At 70.5% G+C, this 15,993-nt stretch carries 16 protein-coding genes; 12 read left to right on the forward strand and 4 right to left on the reverse strand.

Annotated features, from left to right (window positions below; genetic code table 11):
- Positions 1-13: 13 nt before the first annotated feature.
- Complete coding sequence (locus ABH925_RS13295; protein WP_370147656.1) at positions 14-1,714, reverse strand: hypothetical protein; 1,701 nt, start codon at positions 1,712-1,714, stop codon at positions 14-16.
- A 445-nt stretch (positions 1,715-2,159) separates the two neighbouring features.
- Here ABH925_RS13295 and ABH925_RS13300 point away from each other — a divergent pair, with 445 nt between their 5' ends.
- From ABH925_RS13300 to cutA, 5 genes are all read left to right on the forward strand, one after another.
- Complete coding sequence (locus ABH925_RS13300) at positions 2,160-3,452, forward strand: hypothetical protein (protein WP_370147657.1); 1,293 nt, start codon at positions 2,160-2,162, stop codon at positions 3,450-3,452.
- Between the two features lie 103 nt (positions 3,453-3,555).
- Complete coding sequence (locus ABH925_RS13305; RefSeq protein ID WP_370147658.1) at positions 3,556-3,873, forward strand: hypothetical protein; 318 nt, start codon at positions 3,556-3,558, stop codon at positions 3,871-3,873.
- Positions 3,874-3,917: 44 nt separating this feature from the next.
- The gene (locus ABH925_RS13310; RefSeq protein WP_370147659.1) at positions 3,918-4,319 is read left to right on the forward strand and encodes a hypothetical protein; all 402 of its coding nucleotides are present in this window, start codon (positions 3,918-3,920) and stop codon (positions 4,317-4,319) included.
- A gap of 32 nt (positions 4,320-4,351) precedes the next feature.
- Positions 4,352-4,681: a hypothetical protein gene (locus tag ABH925_RS13315; protein WP_370147660.1), complete on the forward strand. Its 330-nt coding sequence runs from the start codon at positions 4,352-4,354 to the stop codon at positions 4,679-4,681.
- Positions 4,682-4,734: 53 nt separating this feature from the next.
- Positions 4,735-5,058: a divalent-cation tolerance protein CutA gene (gene cutA / locus ABH925_RS13320; RefSeq protein WP_370147661.1), complete on the forward strand. Its 324-nt coding sequence runs from the start codon at positions 4,735-4,737 to the stop codon at positions 5,056-5,058.
- 20 nt (positions 5,059-5,078) lie between these two features.
- Here the strand turns inward: cutA and ABH925_RS13325 are convergent, their stop codons facing one another.
- Positions 5,079-5,687, reverse strand: a complete 609-nt coding sequence (locus tag ABH925_RS13325) for a hypothetical protein (protein ID WP_370147662.1) — start codon at positions 5,685-5,687, stop codon at positions 5,079-5,081.
- A 190-nt stretch (positions 5,688-5,877) separates the two neighbouring features.
- Here ABH925_RS13325 and hemL point away from each other — a divergent pair, with 190 nt between their 5' ends.
- From hemL to ccsB, 6 genes are all read left to right on the forward strand, one after another.
- Complete coding sequence (gene hemL, locus ABH925_RS13330; RefSeq protein ID WP_370147664.1) at positions 5,878-7,206, forward strand: glutamate-1-semialdehyde 2,1-aminomutase; 1,329 nt, start codon at positions 5,878-5,880, stop codon at positions 7,204-7,206.
- A 212-nt stretch (positions 7,207-7,418) separates the two neighbouring features.
- On the forward strand, positions 7,419-8,069 hold the full coding sequence (locus ABH925_RS13335) for a histidine phosphatase family protein (RefSeq protein WP_370147735.1): 651 nt from the start codon (positions 7,419-7,421) through the stop codon (positions 8,067-8,069).
- Positions 8,070-8,301: 232 nt separating this feature from the next.
- The gene (locus ABH925_RS13340; protein WP_370147665.1) at positions 8,302-8,910 is read left to right on the forward strand and encodes a TlpA family protein disulfide reductase; all 609 of its coding nucleotides are present in this window, start codon (positions 8,302-8,304) and stop codon (positions 8,908-8,910) included.
- On the forward strand, positions 8,907-9,695 hold the full coding sequence (locus tag ABH925_RS13345) for a cytochrome c biogenesis CcdA family protein (protein ID WP_370147666.1): 789 nt from the start codon (positions 8,907-8,909) through the stop codon (positions 9,693-9,695). The genes ABH925_RS13340 and ABH925_RS13345 overlap by 4 nt, the downstream gene beginning before the upstream one ends.
- Positions 9,696-9,701: 6 nt before the next feature.
- Positions 9,702-11,462 carry a cytochrome c biogenesis protein ResB gene (locus tag ABH925_RS13350; protein WP_370147667.1) on the forward strand — a complete coding sequence of 587 codons (1,761 nt, stop codon included), beginning with the start codon at positions 9,702-9,704 and terminating at the stop codon, positions 11,460-11,462.
- Complete coding sequence (gene ccsB / locus ABH925_RS13355) at positions 11,459-12,622, forward strand: c-type cytochrome biogenesis protein CcsB (RefSeq protein ID WP_370147668.1); 1,164 nt, start codon at positions 11,459-11,461, stop codon at positions 12,620-12,622. The genes ABH925_RS13350 and ccsB overlap by 4 nt, the downstream gene beginning before the upstream one ends.
- A 159-nt stretch (positions 12,623-12,781) precedes the next feature.
- Here ccsB and ABH925_RS13360 read toward each other — a convergent pair whose 3' ends face one another.
- Entirely contained in the window at positions 12,782-13,759 is a 978-nt protein-coding gene (locus tag ABH925_RS13360) for a GlxA family transcriptional regulator (RefSeq protein ID WP_370147669.1), read from the reverse strand.
- 88 nt (positions 13,760-13,847) lie between these two features.
- Between ABH925_RS13360 and ABH925_RS13365 the strand changes: the two genes are divergently transcribed.
- Positions 13,848-15,203 carry an MFS transporter gene (locus tag ABH925_RS13365; RefSeq protein WP_370147670.1) on the forward strand — a complete coding sequence of 452 codons (1,356 nt, stop codon included), beginning with the start codon at positions 13,848-13,850 and terminating at the stop codon, positions 15,201-15,203.
- A gap of 52 nt (positions 15,204-15,255) precedes the next feature.
- Here ABH925_RS13365 and ABH925_RS13370 read toward each other — a convergent pair whose 3' ends face one another.
- The gene (locus tag ABH925_RS13370; protein WP_370147671.1) at positions 15,256-15,867 is read right to left on the reverse strand and encodes a flavin reductase family protein; all 612 of its coding nucleotides are present in this window, start codon (positions 15,865-15,867) and stop codon (positions 15,256-15,258) included.
- Positions 15,868-15,993 lie beyond the last annotated feature (126 nt).

Below are 15,993 nucleotides of genomic sequence, written 5' to 3' on the forward strand. Positions count from 1 at the left end.
CGACGAAATCCCGCTACCGCACCGTGATCGTGGTGAGACGCGTCATCGCCGGCTCCGCCAGATAGGCCCTGAACGCGCCCAGGTCGATGGTGCCGCCCTTCTGCTGGATGGCGGCACCGTGGAAGCCCAGCTCCGTCACCTCGAAGGTGCTCCACACGGCATCGGGGAACGCGGCCGCCAGGGCGGTGGTCTGCTCGGCGAACTTGAAACAGCCTCCGCGCGCGACGACCTGGACGGAACCGCCCATGCGCCAGTTCCCGCAGGCGCGCCAGTTCTCCACGGTGAGGTTGTCCCAGAAGTCCGCGAAGGGATCGGACGCGAACAGGTCCTCACTCTCCGATGACGACGAACTCGCGACCACCGCGGCCTTCGGTGACGCCTTCGCTGCGGCCTGCTCCGCCCTGCGCTCGGCCTCCAGCTCGGCGGCCCGGCGTTCGGCCAGCCAGGCGGCCAGCGGGTCCGCCGTGGTACCCGGCGTGGCTTTTTCCTTCTTCCAGGCCCCCGGGTCCTTCGTGTGGGTCACGATGCTCAGCAGGCGCTGGGCATCGGAGTTCCCGTCGAGACGCTGCCAGAGCGCGAGGCAGGCCGCATCGTCGGCGGTGGAGCCGAACAGCATGCAGGCGTTGAAGGAGTCCACGTAGCTCTGTGAGAGCTGGGCCTCCGCCTCGCCGAACTCCGTGAGCGCGGAGCGGAAGGAGGCGCCCTGGAACCAGCCGACCGGCTGGTCGTGGGAGTCCCAGCCCTTCTGGTAGACGTCGATGACGGGGACGATCTGGGTCGCCCAGAACTTGAGCAGGGGGTTCTCGGTGCCCCGCTCCCGGTCCTGCGGGGTCAGGGCGGCCCAGCCGGCCCGGCGCTCCTCGGTGGTGGCGGCGAAGTAGGAGGCGACGAAACGGTCCAGCGCGGTCACTGTCGCGGGGGCGGCCGTCGGTCCGGGCTCCCGCCGGAGCAGCCTGGTCACCCTGGCACGGGACTTCTCCGGCAGCCCGTAGAGGTAGGCGAGAAAATCCCAGGGGCTCAGCGAGGCGCGGTACTCGCGGGCGTCGTTGAGGACCAGCAGGGCCTCCAGCCGCTTGGACGAAGCCAGGATGAACGCCGCCTCGCGGGCGCCCGCGGCGGTGCGGGCGAGCTGGTGGAACTCGGGGATCGCCACAGCCGGGTTCTTCGTGATCTTCTCGAACCAGGTCTTGGACGAGTCGATGTACCGGGTCAGCCGGGCGTTCGGCTCCGTGTAGGTCTCGGTCTCCGGGAACGTGGTCGTCATCCTGTTCCGTCCGGACTCGCTCGACTTCCCCACGCAGAAGCTGAGCCGGATGTCGGTGTCCTGGACCCGGCCCAGGATGCCGTCACATTGGTGCCGGCCGTTCTTGCAGCCCTTGAGGTTGGTGCAGAGCTGGGTCTCCGCCTCGAAGCCATCGGTGAAGCCGATGTAGATGATCGTGTTCTTCGAGGATTCGACGGTGTGCATCCGCTGGTACTCGGGGTGCGTGAGCGGCCCGATCCGGTAGTTGTGGACCGGCGAGATCGTGTCCGCCGTCGAGGTGAAGACGGTCGGCGGCTCAAACCCGCCCTGCTCGGCCAGTACCGCCATGCCGATCGTGATGACCAGCAGGGTGTTGACCTCCGCGTAGATCCCGACCCTGCTGCCGGTCGGGACGAAGGTGTCCGGCTCGCTGTCAGTGTAATTGCCGTGGCCCATGATGAACGTGGTCAACTGCTACCCCCCCAGGTAGGTGGTTCACCGACCCGCCAAGCGGGTCACCTGGAGTTGAATGTACGTCAAAAAGCCACAATGCAGGAGGGTCCGGGCAGATGTACCCCATTGGGCGCAGGGCTGTGCGCTGGGCCTGCCCGCACCGTGGTGGGCCCGGTCGACCAGGCCGTCCGTAAGGGCACACGGTCTGCCCCCGGGCGGGCACCAAGGCCCTTGCCGACGGTGGAGGGCGGGAGAAAGGATGGGCGACGGGTCACGTGAGGTACGACAGCGACGACAGCCCGCGCGTACTCGTCGACCAGGGCCGTGGTCCGGGCGATCGGGGCCCAGCCGGTCCAGTCGGCTGAGTTCGTAGCACTCCTGTCGGCCAGGTTCACCGACAGCGCTGAGGAGTCACATGATGGACAGGCGACGTTCGGCCGACTCCGGCGAAACGGTAGCGCGCGTGCATGCCTCCCGGGCCAGGCCACGCCCGTCCGCCACGCAGTCGCCCGGCGCGATGGACTACATGACGATGCAGCGGCTGGCGGGCAACGCGGCGGTGGGCCGCGTGATCGCCTCGGATCGCCGTGCGACGTCCGTGGACGACGGGCAGGCGACGCCGGTACAACGCGTCAGCGACTCCGGCCAGTCGGGGGCCAAACGCCTGGAGGATGTGCTGCCCCGCAAGGAGTGGTACCGCAGCTACCTCGACCCCCTGCACCACGAGGAGGCGCGCCGGAAGCACCCGAACAACCCCGGGGAGTTGTACGACCACCAGCAGTCGCCGGGATTCCAGGGCAGCATGACCGCCGCCTACGACCGCTACCTGAACGACCCGGAGACCATCGGCAACCGCGTCGACTTCCGCACCTACGAGGCCATGCACGACACCGTGGTCTCCGAGCTGAAGGAGAAGCCGGACAAGTCCGGTACGGCCGGATACGTCACCGGCTATCCGCTGCGTGCCGACTCCCCGACGCCCTCGGTACTCAACGAGACAGTCGGCGGCAAACCGCTCATGGTCAAGGCGGACGGACTCCTGCCCTTCAACATCCGGCCCGACGCCCTCACCTGGACCGGCCACTTCGAGCCCGGGGTGGACGTGATGCTCAACCAGACCCTCTACAAGGACAGCGAGGTCGAGGGTCTCGTCAGCGAAGTCCTCGACCGCTTCTACGAGAAGCTCGACGCGGCAAAGACCACCCGCGAACGGTTCAAGGCCATCGGCTGGGTGGTGCGGACCATCCACATCATCCACCCGTACGACGACACCAACCGCCGGCTCAACGTCCATGTGCTGCTGCCCCGGCTGCTCCTGGCGGCGGGGTTCAAGCCGGTGATCTTCAAGGACATGGAGGAGCTGTTCCAGGGCGGGCGGTCCCTGGAGCAGATCGCCGACGCCCTGGAGTCCGGCCAGGCCGCCGATCTGCTGTCCGATCAGATCGGGGCGACCGACCCCCGGTACCAGTCCGACTGGTACCAGAGGAACCGGCCTGCGGCCAGGCAGACCACCGGCACGATCGAGATCCCGACCTTCGAGTCGATGGGGACGCGCGACGTCAATCCCTTCCATCAGCATGCCGGACAGCCATCCGAGGACGCCGACTTCTTCGTCGAGGGCCTGGGCGGTCCCGGCCCGGAGATCACCTACGAGCCCGGCGCTCATCGCCAGGAGTTGCAGGAGTACCTGACCCACACCCTGCGACAGGCCTACGCGGAGGCCGCACAGGACCCCAAGCTGCAAGGGGCCAAGTAACCCGGGCACGGCTCCTCCGCCGCGCCGGCGCCCCGCGTCGCGCGGTCGGTTGGCGAAATCCTGCCACTCCAGCTGTCGTATTACGGCGTGATACGATTTTGCCATGGCGAAGACGAGGATCTCCATCAGCCTGGATCTCGATCAGGCCGAACGCATCAGGCTGGCCGCAGAGGAAGGCGGTCAGGATGTTTCTGCCTTCGTGGTTGCTGCCGCACTCACCGAGGCCGTGCGCCGGGAGCGGATCGCTGCGTCCTTCGCCGATATCGACGCGGCCATTGCCGCTGCCGAGGCCGAGGCGGAGTCCTTGGACTGGCCGCCGGCGAGCGACGCCCCGATGGAGGTTTCCGTTCGGATCAGGGAGCAGGTTGCGGCGGCCCGAGCCCGGGCGGCAGCCATCCGTGCCCGTCGGAACGTGGCATGAATCGGGGCTGCCCGACGTGTCCTGACGCCGATTCACTCGGCGACGTGGTGTACGACGCGGGGATGCTCATCGCGCTCGCCGACCCGCGGGACCGGCGAGCCCGAGTGCTTCACGCGGAGTACTGCCTGACCGGGCGTCCGGTCGTGCCCGCCCCGGTGGTCGCTCAGGCGTGGCGGGGAGGTGCCCGCACTGCGTACCTGGCGCGGGCCCTCAAGGACTGCGCGGTGGTGTGCTGCTACACCGAGGTGGAGTGGCGCAGGGTGGGCGAACTGATCGGCAGGGCGGACCTCAACCCGAAGAAGAAACCCGATCCCGTGGACGGCCTGGTCGCGCTCACGGCTGTGGAGATCGATGCGGCGATCGTCGCGACCTCGGACGGGGACGACATCCAGGCGTATCTGGATCAGATCCACGGCAGCCAGGCAATCACGGTTCTCGGCGTCTGACCCGGTCGCGTCGTCAGCTGGCGGGGATCAGTATGCCCACGAGCGGGTGGGTCCGGTCGATCGCGCCAGGTGCACTTCGGCCTCAGGACAGTTTCGCTTCGGGGGCGAAGGCGGGCAGCTTCTCCCTCTACGTCAGCGCCTATGCACTGGAGCAGTCGCTGGTCCGGCAACGGCACCAGCGCCAGGATCAGGAATGGGTGCTCAGCCAGGAGGAGTTGCTGGACCGCTTCACCGCACTGCCTGCCGAGAAATTCCCGCACACTCGACGCCGTGCCGCCGAGCTGATCTCCGGCACCGGACCTGACCGCTTCGAGTTCGCCCTCGGCCTGCTCATGAACCATCTGCGGCTCGCATCCGGTTGACCTGAGGCGTGCGGTGGCCGTATCGCACTGCCCTCGGCACCTAGGCTCACGGCATGGCTGACTACCTGACGGTTCTCACGACGACCGATTCCGCAAACGCCGCTGCCGCTCTTGCCAGTTCGGCCGTGACCGCGCGCCTGGCTGCGTGTGCGCAGGTCGACGGGCCGGTCACGTCGACGTACTGGTGGCAGGGGGAAGTGGAGACCGCGCAGGAGTGGCGGGTGCTCTACAAGACCACCGCCGAGCGGTACCCGGCGTTGGAGGCGCACATCAAGGCCGAGCACTCCTACGACACGCCGGAGGTGATCGTCGGCGAGATCCCGACCGGCAGCCGCGAGTACCTGGACTGGATCACCGAGGAGACCCGGCAGTCCTGAGCGGATGGATAACCCGCAGCTCACGGCCACATCAGGCAGTACAGCTGGTGCCCGGCGTCGTGCAGGCGGTTGGCGAAGTCCTGCCACTCGTGGAGCATCTGGTAGATCACGAAGGCGTCGCGGGGGCCGCCGCGGTCGGGGACGGTGGACCAGATGAAGGCGGCGGTGCCGAGCTCGGCCTCGTCCGCCTTGCGGAGCGGTTCGACGACGGTGTGCGGGAGCTGGAAGACGGCGTAGTCGGGGTGGAGCACGACCAGTTCCAGCGGGGGGACGGCGGCGCGCGGGATGCCCTGGATACCGGTGAGCACCATGGCGCTCATGGTCTCCGGCTTGATCTTGGTGGAGAGGCCGCCGCTGATCGGCTCGTCCGTGGTGCCTTCGAGGCCGTCCTGGCCGAAGAGCTCGCCGAGGCGGCCCAGCGTGCCGAGTTCCCCGGCGTCCAGCCCGAGGCCGTCACGGCCCAGAGCGGTCGGTACCCGTGCCGCGGTCGCGCGGTCGGGAGCGCCGAAGTACTTGTAGGTCACCCCCACGCTGCCGCCACCTCTGCTTCCGCCTCGTTCACGTCGATGCCCGCGCGCAGCCCCGGCTGGATCCTCGTACCCCTCGCGCGCGTCGGACACCGCGACCATCCTTACTGGCAGTCATCGATTTGCCAACAGGCAGCGGGCGCGCGGTAGGCCGACTCCACGCGGTATGCCGTTCGCCGAGTCCCTTCGGCGGGCGGTTGTGCACTGCTGCGGCCCGATCATCGTCCCAGATGATCGGCTCGGCCGGGCCGAGTGACAGGCAGCGGTTTGCATACGTTGACGATTTGAGACCATGTCCAGTGTGAGCTACCCCTATGAAGCCCCCGTGTCCCAGTCGCTCTTCGACCGCGCCTCCGTCGTCACTCCCGGCGGTGTCAACTCGCCGGTCCGGGCCTTCCGGGCGGTGGGCGGCACCCCCCGCTTCATGGTCTCCGGCCAGGGCCCGTACCTGACCGACGCGGACGGGCGGGAGTATGTCGACCTGGTCTGTTCCTGGGGTCCGATGATCCTCGGCCACGCCCACCCCGCCGTCATCGACGCCGTCCAGGCGGCCGTCGTGCGCGGTACTTCGTTCGGTACGCCGGGTGAGGGCGAGGTTGCGCTGGCCGAGGAGATTGTGACCAGGGTCACGCCGGTCGAGCAGGTGCGACTGGTCTCGTCCGGCACCGAGGCGACGATGTCGGCGATCCGACTGGCCCGCGGTTTCACCGGTCGCGCCAAGATCGTGAAGTTCGCCGGCTGCTACCACGGACATGTGGACGCGCTGCTGGCCGCCGCCGGTTCCGGTCTGGCCACATTTGCCCTTCCTGACACCCCCGGTGTGACCGGTGCCACCGCCGCCGACACCATCGTGCTGCCCTACAACGACCTGGACGCGGTCCGGGCCGCCTTCGCCGCGCACCCGGGCGAGATCGCCTGCGTGATCACCGAGGCCTCGCCCGGCAACATGGGCGTGGTCCCGCCGCTGCCCGGCTTCAACGGCGGACTCGCCGCACTGTGCCGGGAGAACGGCGCGCTGTTCGTCTCCGACGAGGTGATGACCGGCTTCCGGGTGTCCAGGGCCGGCTGGTACGGCCTGGAGGCGGCACACGAGGGGTGGGCCCCCGACCTGCTGACCTTCGGCAAGGTCATGGGCGGCGGCTTCCCCGCCGCAGCCTTCGGCGGACGTGCGGACGTGATGTCCCACCTGGCCCCGGCCGGGCCGGTCTACCAGGCGGGGACGCTGTCCGGGAACCCGGTGGCGACCGCGGCGGGCCTGGCCCAGCTGCGCGGCTGCACCGACGAGGTGTACGCGACGGTGGACCGGGTCGCGGCGGAGGTCTCCGGCCTCGTGGCGGCGGCGCTGAGCAAGGAGGGCGTGGCCCATCGGCTGCAGACGGCCGGAAACATGTTCTCGGTCTTCTTCACGGACGGGAAGGTGACGAACTACGACGAGGCCCGCCGCCAGGAGTCGTTCCGCTTCACCGCGTTCTTCCACGCGATGCTGGCGGCCGGGGTGTACCTGCCGCCGTCGGCGTTCGAGTCCTGGTTCGTCTCGGCCGCGCACGACGCCCGCGCGATCGAGCGGATCGCCGAGGCGCTGCCCGCGGCCGCCCGGGCCGCGGCGGAGGCGACGGCCTGAGGCAGGCCCGAACGAGCGAGCGCGGGGCGGCGCAGCCGTCGACTCGGGGGGTACCGCCCCGGGCCGGCGGCCCGCGAGGCACTTCGAGAGGTGTCGCCCGGTCCCCGCGGCGGAGGCTGGGCGATACTGGCGTCAAGCGAGCGTCCGGCAGCGGCACGCAGTCAGAAGGAGCGGTACAGGTGAGCAGTCCCGAGACCACCGTCGTCCACCTCATGCGGCACGGCGAGGTGCACAACCCGGAGGGCGTGCTCTACGGGCGGCTGCCCGACTACCACCTCTCGGACCTCGGCCGGAAGATGGCCGAGCGGGTCGCCGACCACCTCAGCGGACGTGACATCACCCACGTGGTGGCGTCCCCGCTGGAGCGCGCCCAGGAGACCGCGGGACCCATCGCCGCGGCGCACGGGCTGGACACGGTCGCCGACGAGCGGCTGATCGAGGCCGACAACATCTTCCAGGGCAAGACCTTCGGGGTCGGCGACGGGTCGCTGCGCAACCCCGGTTACTGGAAGCACCTGACCAACCCGTTCCGCCCGTCCTGGGGCGAGCCGTACATCGAGCAGGTGGTCCGGATGATGGGCGCGCTCGGCGCGGCCCGGGACGCGGCGCGGGGCCACGAGGCCGTGTGCGTCAGCCACCAGCTGCCGATCTGGGTGACCCGCAGCTTCACCGAGCACCGGCGGCTGTGGCACGACCCGCGCAAGCGGCAGTGTTCGCTGGCGAGCCTGACCACGTTCACGTACCACGGCGACACCATCGTCTCCATCGGTTACAGCGAACCGGCCAGGGACCTGCTGCCGGCCCACCTCACCGGCAAGGGCCGCAAGGGTGACGCGCCGGTCGCCAAGAGCTTCGGCGCCTGACGGCGCGGCGACGGCGCGGCGACGCCGGGTCGGCCCGCAGCGGGTTTGCCCGGCCGCGGGTCGGCGGGGCAGCGGGGCCGCGGGTCGGCGGGGCAGCGGGTCGGCAGGGCAGGGGGTCGGGCCGGCCGGTCGGCGCGCGGTGTGGCGCGTGTCGCGGCAGGTCAACGGGCCTGCCGGGACACGAGCCCGGGGGCGGTGAACCCGTTCAAAACACCCATGCGAAACTCTTCACATGCGTCCCCGCCTGACCCGTCGCACCCCCGCCCGCACGCTGATCGCCGCGCTCGCCGCCGCGTCGGCACTGGCCCTCGCCGGGTGCTCCACCGCCAGCACCTCCAGTGACAGCTCCCACACGAACATCGTGCAGGGCACCGGCGAGGTCACCACGGTCGCCGCGGCCGACCGCAAGGCACCGGTCAGCCTCTCCGGCACCGACCTGGACGGAAAGACGATCAGCCTCGCCGACTACAAGGGCAAGGTCGTCGTCCTCAACGTCTGGGGCTCCTGGTGCAGCCCCTGCCGGGCCGAGGCGGGCGACCTGGAGTCGGTCTACAAGGCCACCCAGGCCCAGGGCGTGCAGTTCCTGGGGATCGACACCCGGGACCTGCAGCTCCCCGCCGCGCAGTCCTTCGTCAGCGACCACGGGCTCACCTACCCGAGCCTGTACGACCCGGACGGCGAGCTGCTGCTCAAGTTCCCGCCCGGGACGCTCAACCCGCAGGCCATCCCCACCACGCTGGTCTTCGACCGGCAGGGGCGGATCGCGGTGCGCGCGCTTGAGCCGCTGAGCAGTGACGACCTCAACAAGATCCTCGCCCCGGTGCTCGCGGAGAAGTCGTGACCCCCAGTCAGGGCGTCCTGCTGGCGGTTGCCGACAATCAGACGGTGCTCTCGGGCGCGCTGATCCTGGCGATCCCGGTGGCCCTGCTGGGCGGCCTGGTGTCGTTCTTCTCCCCCTGCGTGCTGCCGCTGGTCCCCGGCTACCTCTCCTACGTCACCGGTTTCTCGGCCGTGGACCTGGCATCGGCGGAGGGCAAGCGGCGCGGACGGGTGCTGCTCGGGGCGCTGCTCTTCATCCTCGGCTTCACCGCCGTGCTCGTCTCCGAGGGCACGCTGTTCGGCTACTTCGGCAACACCCTGCAGGCCCATCAGAAGGTCATCGAGCAGGTCTCCGGGGCCCTCACCATCCTCATGGGCCTGGCCTTCATGGGCTTCCTGCCCGGCTTCACGCAGCGCGAACTGCGCAGCCACCGCAAGCCGGTCGTCGGCCTGATCGGTGCCCCGGTACTGGGCATCGTCTTCAGCGTCGGCTGGACGCCCTGCTTCGGGCCGACGCTGACCGCCGTGAACGCCCTCGCGATGAGCGACGACCAGGCCACCGCCGGCCGCGGCGCCCTGCTCACCGCGGTCTACTGCCTCGGCCTCGGCCTGCCCTTCATCCTCGCCGCGCTGGCCTTCCGCCGCACGATGGGGGCTTTCGGGTGGGTCAAGCGGCACTATCAGTGGGTCATGCGGATCGGCGGCGGCATGCTGATCCTCGTCGGCCTGATGCTGATCACCGGGGCATGGGACCAGCTGGTGGCTCAGCTGCGTTACTGGACCGCCAACTTCACGCCGGGAATCTGACTGATCATGACTGACCACGGACGCGACAGCGACACCCACGAGCGCGACGAGCTCTCCAGCGCCGAACGCCTCAGCAGCGCGCCGAGCCAGGAGCAGTCGGACGCCGTCGTCGGCATCGGCCTGCTCGGCTGGCTGCGCTGGGGCTGGCGCCAGCTCACCTCGATGCGGGTGGCGCTGATCCTGCTGTTCCTGCTGTCGCTCGCCGCCGTCCCCGGCTCGATCGTGCCGCAGACCTCCGCGTCGCCGCTGAATGTCGCCGCCTGGCACAGCAACCACAAGTCGCTCGCCCCGCTCTTCGACAAGCTGGGGATGTTCCACGTCTACAGCTCGTTCTGGTTCTCGGCGATCTACATCCTGCTGTTCGTCTCGCTGGTGGGCTGCATCATCCCGCGCACCTGGCAGTTCGTCGGGGTGCTGCGGGCGAAGCCGCCGGCGGCCCCGCGCCACCTGGTCCGGCTGCCGGTGTACGCGACCTGGCGGACCGGCGCGGACGCGGCGACGGTGCTGGAGGCCTCCGAGGCGCTGCTGCGCCGCAAGCGCTTCCGCAGCTCGCGCGCCGGGGACGCGATCGCCTCCGAGAAGGGCTACCTGCGCGAGGTCGGTAACCTGCTCTTCCACATCGCGTTGGTCGCGATGCTGATCGCCTTCGCCTTCACCAAGCTCGCGGGCGGCATGGGCACGGTGATCGTGGTCGAGGGCAAGGCCTTCAGCAACAACGTCACCCAGTACGACGACTTCTCGCCGAGCACCTTCTACACCGCCGACAGCCTCAACCCCTTCGGCTTCAGGCTGGACAGCTTCGACGCGAGCTACCAGACCTCCGGTCCGGCCGCGGGCCAGGCCAGCTACTTCGCGGCCCTGGTGTCCTACTGGGACGGCAGCGACCCGAGCCGGAAGACCAGCGGCAGGATCCTGGTCAACCACCCGCTGGAGGTGGGCGGCGACAACGTCTACCTGACGGCGCACGGGTTCGCGCCGGTGATCCAGGTGACCAACGCCCAGGGCAAGGTCATCTTCGACGGCCCGACACCCTGCCTGCCGCAGGACAGCAACATGACCTCGCTCTGCGCGATCAAGGTCAACGACGGCTACACCGACAAGGGCAAGAAGACCCAGCTCGGCTTCTCCGGGATCTTCGCACCGACCATGGCGGACCCCTCGCAGTTCGTCACCCAGGGTCCGCACTCGGTGTTCCCGGCGCCGGCCAACCCCCAGCTGTCGATCACCGGCTACGAGGGGGACCTGCGCGACAGCTCGGGCATCCCGCAGAGCGTCTACGACCTCGACACCTCGCACATGACCCAGTTCACCCTGGACAAGCAGCCGCTGAAGTTCCTGCTCTCCCCGCAGCAGGGCTTCAAGCTCCCCAGCGGCGGCACCGTCACCTTCACCGGCGTCAAGCAGTGGGCCAACTTCACCGTCGCGCACAACCCCGGCACCTCCGCCGCGCTGGTCAGCTCGGTGCTGGCGATCCTCGGCCTGATCGGTTCGCTGTTCGTCCAGCGCCGCCGGATCTGGGTCCGCGCGGTCACCGGCCCGGACGGGGTGACCACGGTCGAGCTGGCCGGCCTCGCCCGCAGCGAGTCGTCGCGGATAGCGGAGGAGCTGGCCGAGATCGCCCTCGACCTGCAGGACTCCGCCCCGGTGGACGAGAGCGCCGCCGGCGACGCGTCCGCTGACGACACGTCCTCCGATCACGAGACAGCCGGCGACGAGGCCGAGTCCGCTGTCGTTCATTCCTCCCCGTCCACCTCCAAGGAACGATGAGTGTGATGACACACCTCGCCGATGCCGCGATCAACACCCATCTCGCGAACATCTCCAACGTCCTGATCTACTCCGCGATGGCGGTGTACCTCTTCGCCTTCCTCGCTTACACCCTGGAGTGGACCTTCGGCGGACGCAGCCGGGTGGCCCGCCAGTCCGCCGCGCTGACGGCCCGTCCGGGCGCGACGCTGGCAGAGTCCCTCGCGGAGGCCGAGGCGGCCGCGTCCACGGCGGCGCCCACGGTCGCGGTCACCGTGACCAGGGCGGACGGCGGCACGACCACGCTCAGCCGTACCGTCGCCGCGAAGGCCGGCAAGGTGGACGTGGTGACCCGCGGGGACGCCGCGCCGCCCGCCGACGGCGTCGGCGCGGCCGGCGGCGACGAGCGGGCCGACCGGCTCGGCCGGGTCGCGGTCAGCCTCACCACGCTCGCCGCGCTGATGCACCTCGGCGGCGTGGTCGCCCGCGGCGTCTCGGCCGGACGCCCGCCGTGGGGCAACCTGTACGAGTTCACCTGCGCGCTGACCCTGGTCGCGGTGCTGCTCTTCCTGGGCCTGCTGTTCTCCGGCCGCGACGTCCGCTGGCTCGGCCTGCCGCTGACCACCGGCCTGCTGCTCGGCCTCGGACTGGCCGTCACCGTCCTGTACACCGCCTCGGAGCAGCTCGTTCCGGCGCTGCACTCGTACTGGCTGTGGATCCACGTGTCCGGCGCGATGATCTGCGGCGGTGCCTTCTACGCGGGCGCGATCACCACGATCATGTACCTCTGCCGCGACTACTACGAGGTCGCGCTGGCCTCCGGTCGCTCCAAGGGTGGCCGCTGGGCCGACATCTGCGAGCGGATGCCCGCCGCGGCGACGCTGGACAAGCTGTCGTACCGGATCAACGCCTTCATCTTCCCGCTGTGGACGTTCACGATCATCGCGGGCGCGATCTGGGCCGAGGCGGCCTGGGGCCACTACTGGGAGTGGGACCCGACCGAGACCTGGGCCTTCATCACCTGGGTCGCCTACGCCTGCTACCTGCACGCGCGGGCGACGGCCGGCTGGAAGGGCCGCAGGGCGGCGATCCTGGTGCTGATCGCCTTCGCCTGCTTCCTGTTCAACTCCTACGGCGTGAGCATCTTCATCAACGGGAAGCACTCGTACGCCGGTCTGTAGGCCGGGGGTCCGGGGGTTGCCCCCGGAGGTTGGAGCATCAACGGGAAGCACTCGTACGCCGGTCTGTAGGCCGGGGGTCCGGGGGTTGCCCCCGGGGGTTGGAGCATCAACGGGAAGCACTCGTACGCCGGTCTGTAGGCCGGCCTGTAGGGCCGGGGGTCAGCTGGTCTGGCGGAAGGTGCGGCGGTAGGTGCTGGGCGCGACGCCCAGGGTGTCGCGCAGATGCTGGCGCATCGACGCGGCGGTGCCGAAGCCGACGTCGCGGGCGATCCGGTCCACCGTCAGATCGCTGGCCTCCAGCAACTGCCGGGCCCGGTGCGCGCGCTGGCGGATCAGCCACTGCCCGGGGCTGAGCCCGGTCTCCTCGCGGAAGCGGCGGGTGAACGTGCGCACGCTCATCCCCGAGCGCTCGGCCAGGTCGCGCAGCACCAGCGGCTCGCCGAGGTGCTCCAGCGCCCAGGCCCGGGACGCGGCCGTCCCGGCGCCACCGGGGTCGGGGACGGGCAGGTCGACGTACTGGGCCTGGCCGCCCTCGCGCCAGGGCGGCACGATGCAGCGCCGGGCCACCCGGTTGGCGACGAGCGAGCCGTGGTCCCGGCGCACGATGTGCATGCAGAGGTCGACTCCGGCGGCCACCCCGCCCGAGGTGAGCAGGTCCCCGTCGTCCACGAACAGCACGTCGGGGTCGAGCCGGACCTTGGGGAACAGCCTGCGGAACCGCTCGCTGTAGTTCCAGTGCGTGGTCGCCGGACGGCCGTCCAGCAGTCCGGCCGCGCCGAGCACGAAGGCGCCGGTGCAGATGGAGACCAGCCGGGTGCCGGGACGGATCCGGGCCAGCGCGGTGCTCACCTCGTCCGTGAGGCGTCCCTCCTCGATGATCGGCCCCAGGGCGACAGAGGCCGGGATCACCACCGTGTCGGCCCGGGCCAGGAGTTCGCCGCCGTGGTCGACGCTGATCCGGAAGTCGGTGCTGGTCTGCACCGGTCCGCCGTCGACGGTGCAGGTCGCCACCTCGTAGAGGGGATCGTCACCTGTGGCGTGGGCGCTCTCGAAGATCCGTGACGGCGTGGACAGTTCGAAGGCGATCACGCCGGGCAGGGCGAGGACCGCGACGCGATGCGGACGGGGCGGCTGCATCCCCCCAGCCTGGCCCGTGGCCCGATCCTTGCGCAAGCTGTCTTTCCGGCCGCTCGTGGCCGCCGGGGCCGCTGACCAGACTCGTCCCGTGAGCACACAGCAGCCCCCAGCCCCCGGCCGAGCCGTCCGTCCCTCGCGGGCCGGGACGTCCCCGGCGCCCGGCGCCCCGCACGCGCCCCGGCTCCACTATGCCTGGATCGTCGCGGGCGTCTGCCTGCTGGTGCTGGTCGGCGCGGCCGGATTCCGGTCCACCCCGGCCCTGCTGATGGAACCCCTGCACATGGAGTTCGGCTGGTCGCACGGTGTCATCTCGTCCGCGGTCTCGCTCAACATGGTGCTGAACGGCCTGACGGCGCCGTTCGCCGCCGCGCTGATGGACCGTTTCGGCATCCGCCGGGTGGCCGCGGTGGCGCTCACGCTGATGGCTCTGGGCAGTGGCGCGACCATGCTGATGACCCAGCCCTGGGAGATGCTGCTGTGCTGGGGCGTGCTGGTCGGCATCGGCAGCGGCTCCATGGCGCTGGCCTTCACCGCGACCGTCGCCGGACGCTGGTTCGTGGCCCGGCGCGGGCTGGTCACCGGCGTGCTCACGGCCGCGAGCGCGGCCGGCAACCTGGTCTTCCTGCCGGTGCTGGCCTGGCTGATCAACGGGTACGGCTGGCGCAGCGCCTCGATGGTGGTCGCCTGCTGCGCGCTGCTGGTGGTCCCGATCGTGCTGTTGCTGTTGCGCGAACGCCCCGCCGACCTGGGTCTGCTGCCGTACGGGGCGACCGAGGAGCCGCCCGCGACGGATGGCCCTGGCGGCCGCGGGCTGCGGGCGCTGCGGGTGCTGCGTACGTCGTCGCGGACCAGGCCGTTCTGGCTGCTCGCCGGCTCCTTCGCGATCTGCGGCGCGACCACGAACGGGCTGGTCGGCACGCACTTCATCCCGGCCGCAGGGGACCACGGCATGGCCGAGACCGCGGCTGCCGGGCTGCTCGCCCTGGTCGGGGTGTTCGACGTGGTCGGCACGGTGTTCTCGGGCTGGCTCACCGACCGGCTGGACTCGCGCCGGCTGCTGGGGGTCTACTACCTGCTGCGCGGTGCCTCGCTGCTGTTCCTGCCGGCCCTGTTCGCGCGGACGGTGCACCCCAGCATGGTGGTCTTCATCGTCTTCTACGGCCTGGACTGGGTGGCCACGGTGCCGCCGACGATCGCACTGTGCCGGGAGTGGTTCGGCGAGGACGCGCCGATCGTGTTCGGCTGGGTGTTCTGTGGCCACCAGGTCGGCGCCGCGCTGGTCGCTCTCGGCGCGGGCCTGGTCCGGGACCAGTTGGGCAGCTACGACGCGGCCTGGTACGGCGCCGGGGCGCTCTGCGTCGTCGCCGCGAGCTGCGCGCTCCTGCTCCGCGCGAGGCCTGCGGATCCCGCGGAAGGCTGGGACGGCGCGCCCGCGCCGGCCTGACCCCTCGCCAGACGGTGCTCGGGCAGTCCCGTTCAGCTCCGGGCGGTCCCGTTCAGGCGTGCAGGCGGCCGAAGGCGCCCCGGTAGAAGAGCAGCGGCTCGGCGTCGTCGCGGTGGACCGCGAGGTCGCAGACCCGGCCGAGGACGATGAGGTGGTCGCCGCCGGTGTGGACGGCGTGGATGGTGCAGTCGATCCAGGCCAGCGCTCCGGCGAGCCGGGGTGCTCCGGTGACCGGCGCAGGGGTCCAGTCCACCCCGGCGAACTTGTCCGCCCCGGTCGAGCTGCTGACCGCGAAGTTCCGGCACAGCTCGCCCTGGTCGGCGGCCAGCACGCTCACACAGAACGATCCGGCGTTGGCGATCCGGGGCCAGGAGGACGAGGTACGCGCCACGCTGAAGCTGATCAGCGGCGGGTCGAGGGAGAGCGAGGAGAAGGACTGGCAGGCGAAGCCGGCCGGCGCCCCGTCCGCCGCGACCGCGCTGACCACGGTCACCCCGGTGCAGAAGTGCCCCAGGACAGAGCGCAGTTGGCGCGGGTCCTGGGCCGCGGTGGGCAGTCGCTCGTCGGCCCGTACCGCGCGCAGCGGCGGCGGTGCCTCGGCCTCGGTGGCCGGGGGAGCGGTCTCGGCAACAGACCGCAGGTAGCGGACCGCAGCCACCGCCATGCCTTCGTGACCCATCGTCGCCTCGCTGTCGTCCGTGTCCCGGCCCTGACCCCGGCCTCCGTCGAATCTCCATTAGACCTGACGTATCGTCAGATGAGAAGGGGGGGCCGACACTCCGCAGTCGCC

Origin of the sequence: Streptacidiphilus sp. EB129, from assembly GCF_041262645.1 — a bacterium.
Taxonomy (GTDB): Bacteria; Actinomycetota; Actinomycetes; order Streptomycetales; family Streptomycetaceae; genus Streptacidiphilus.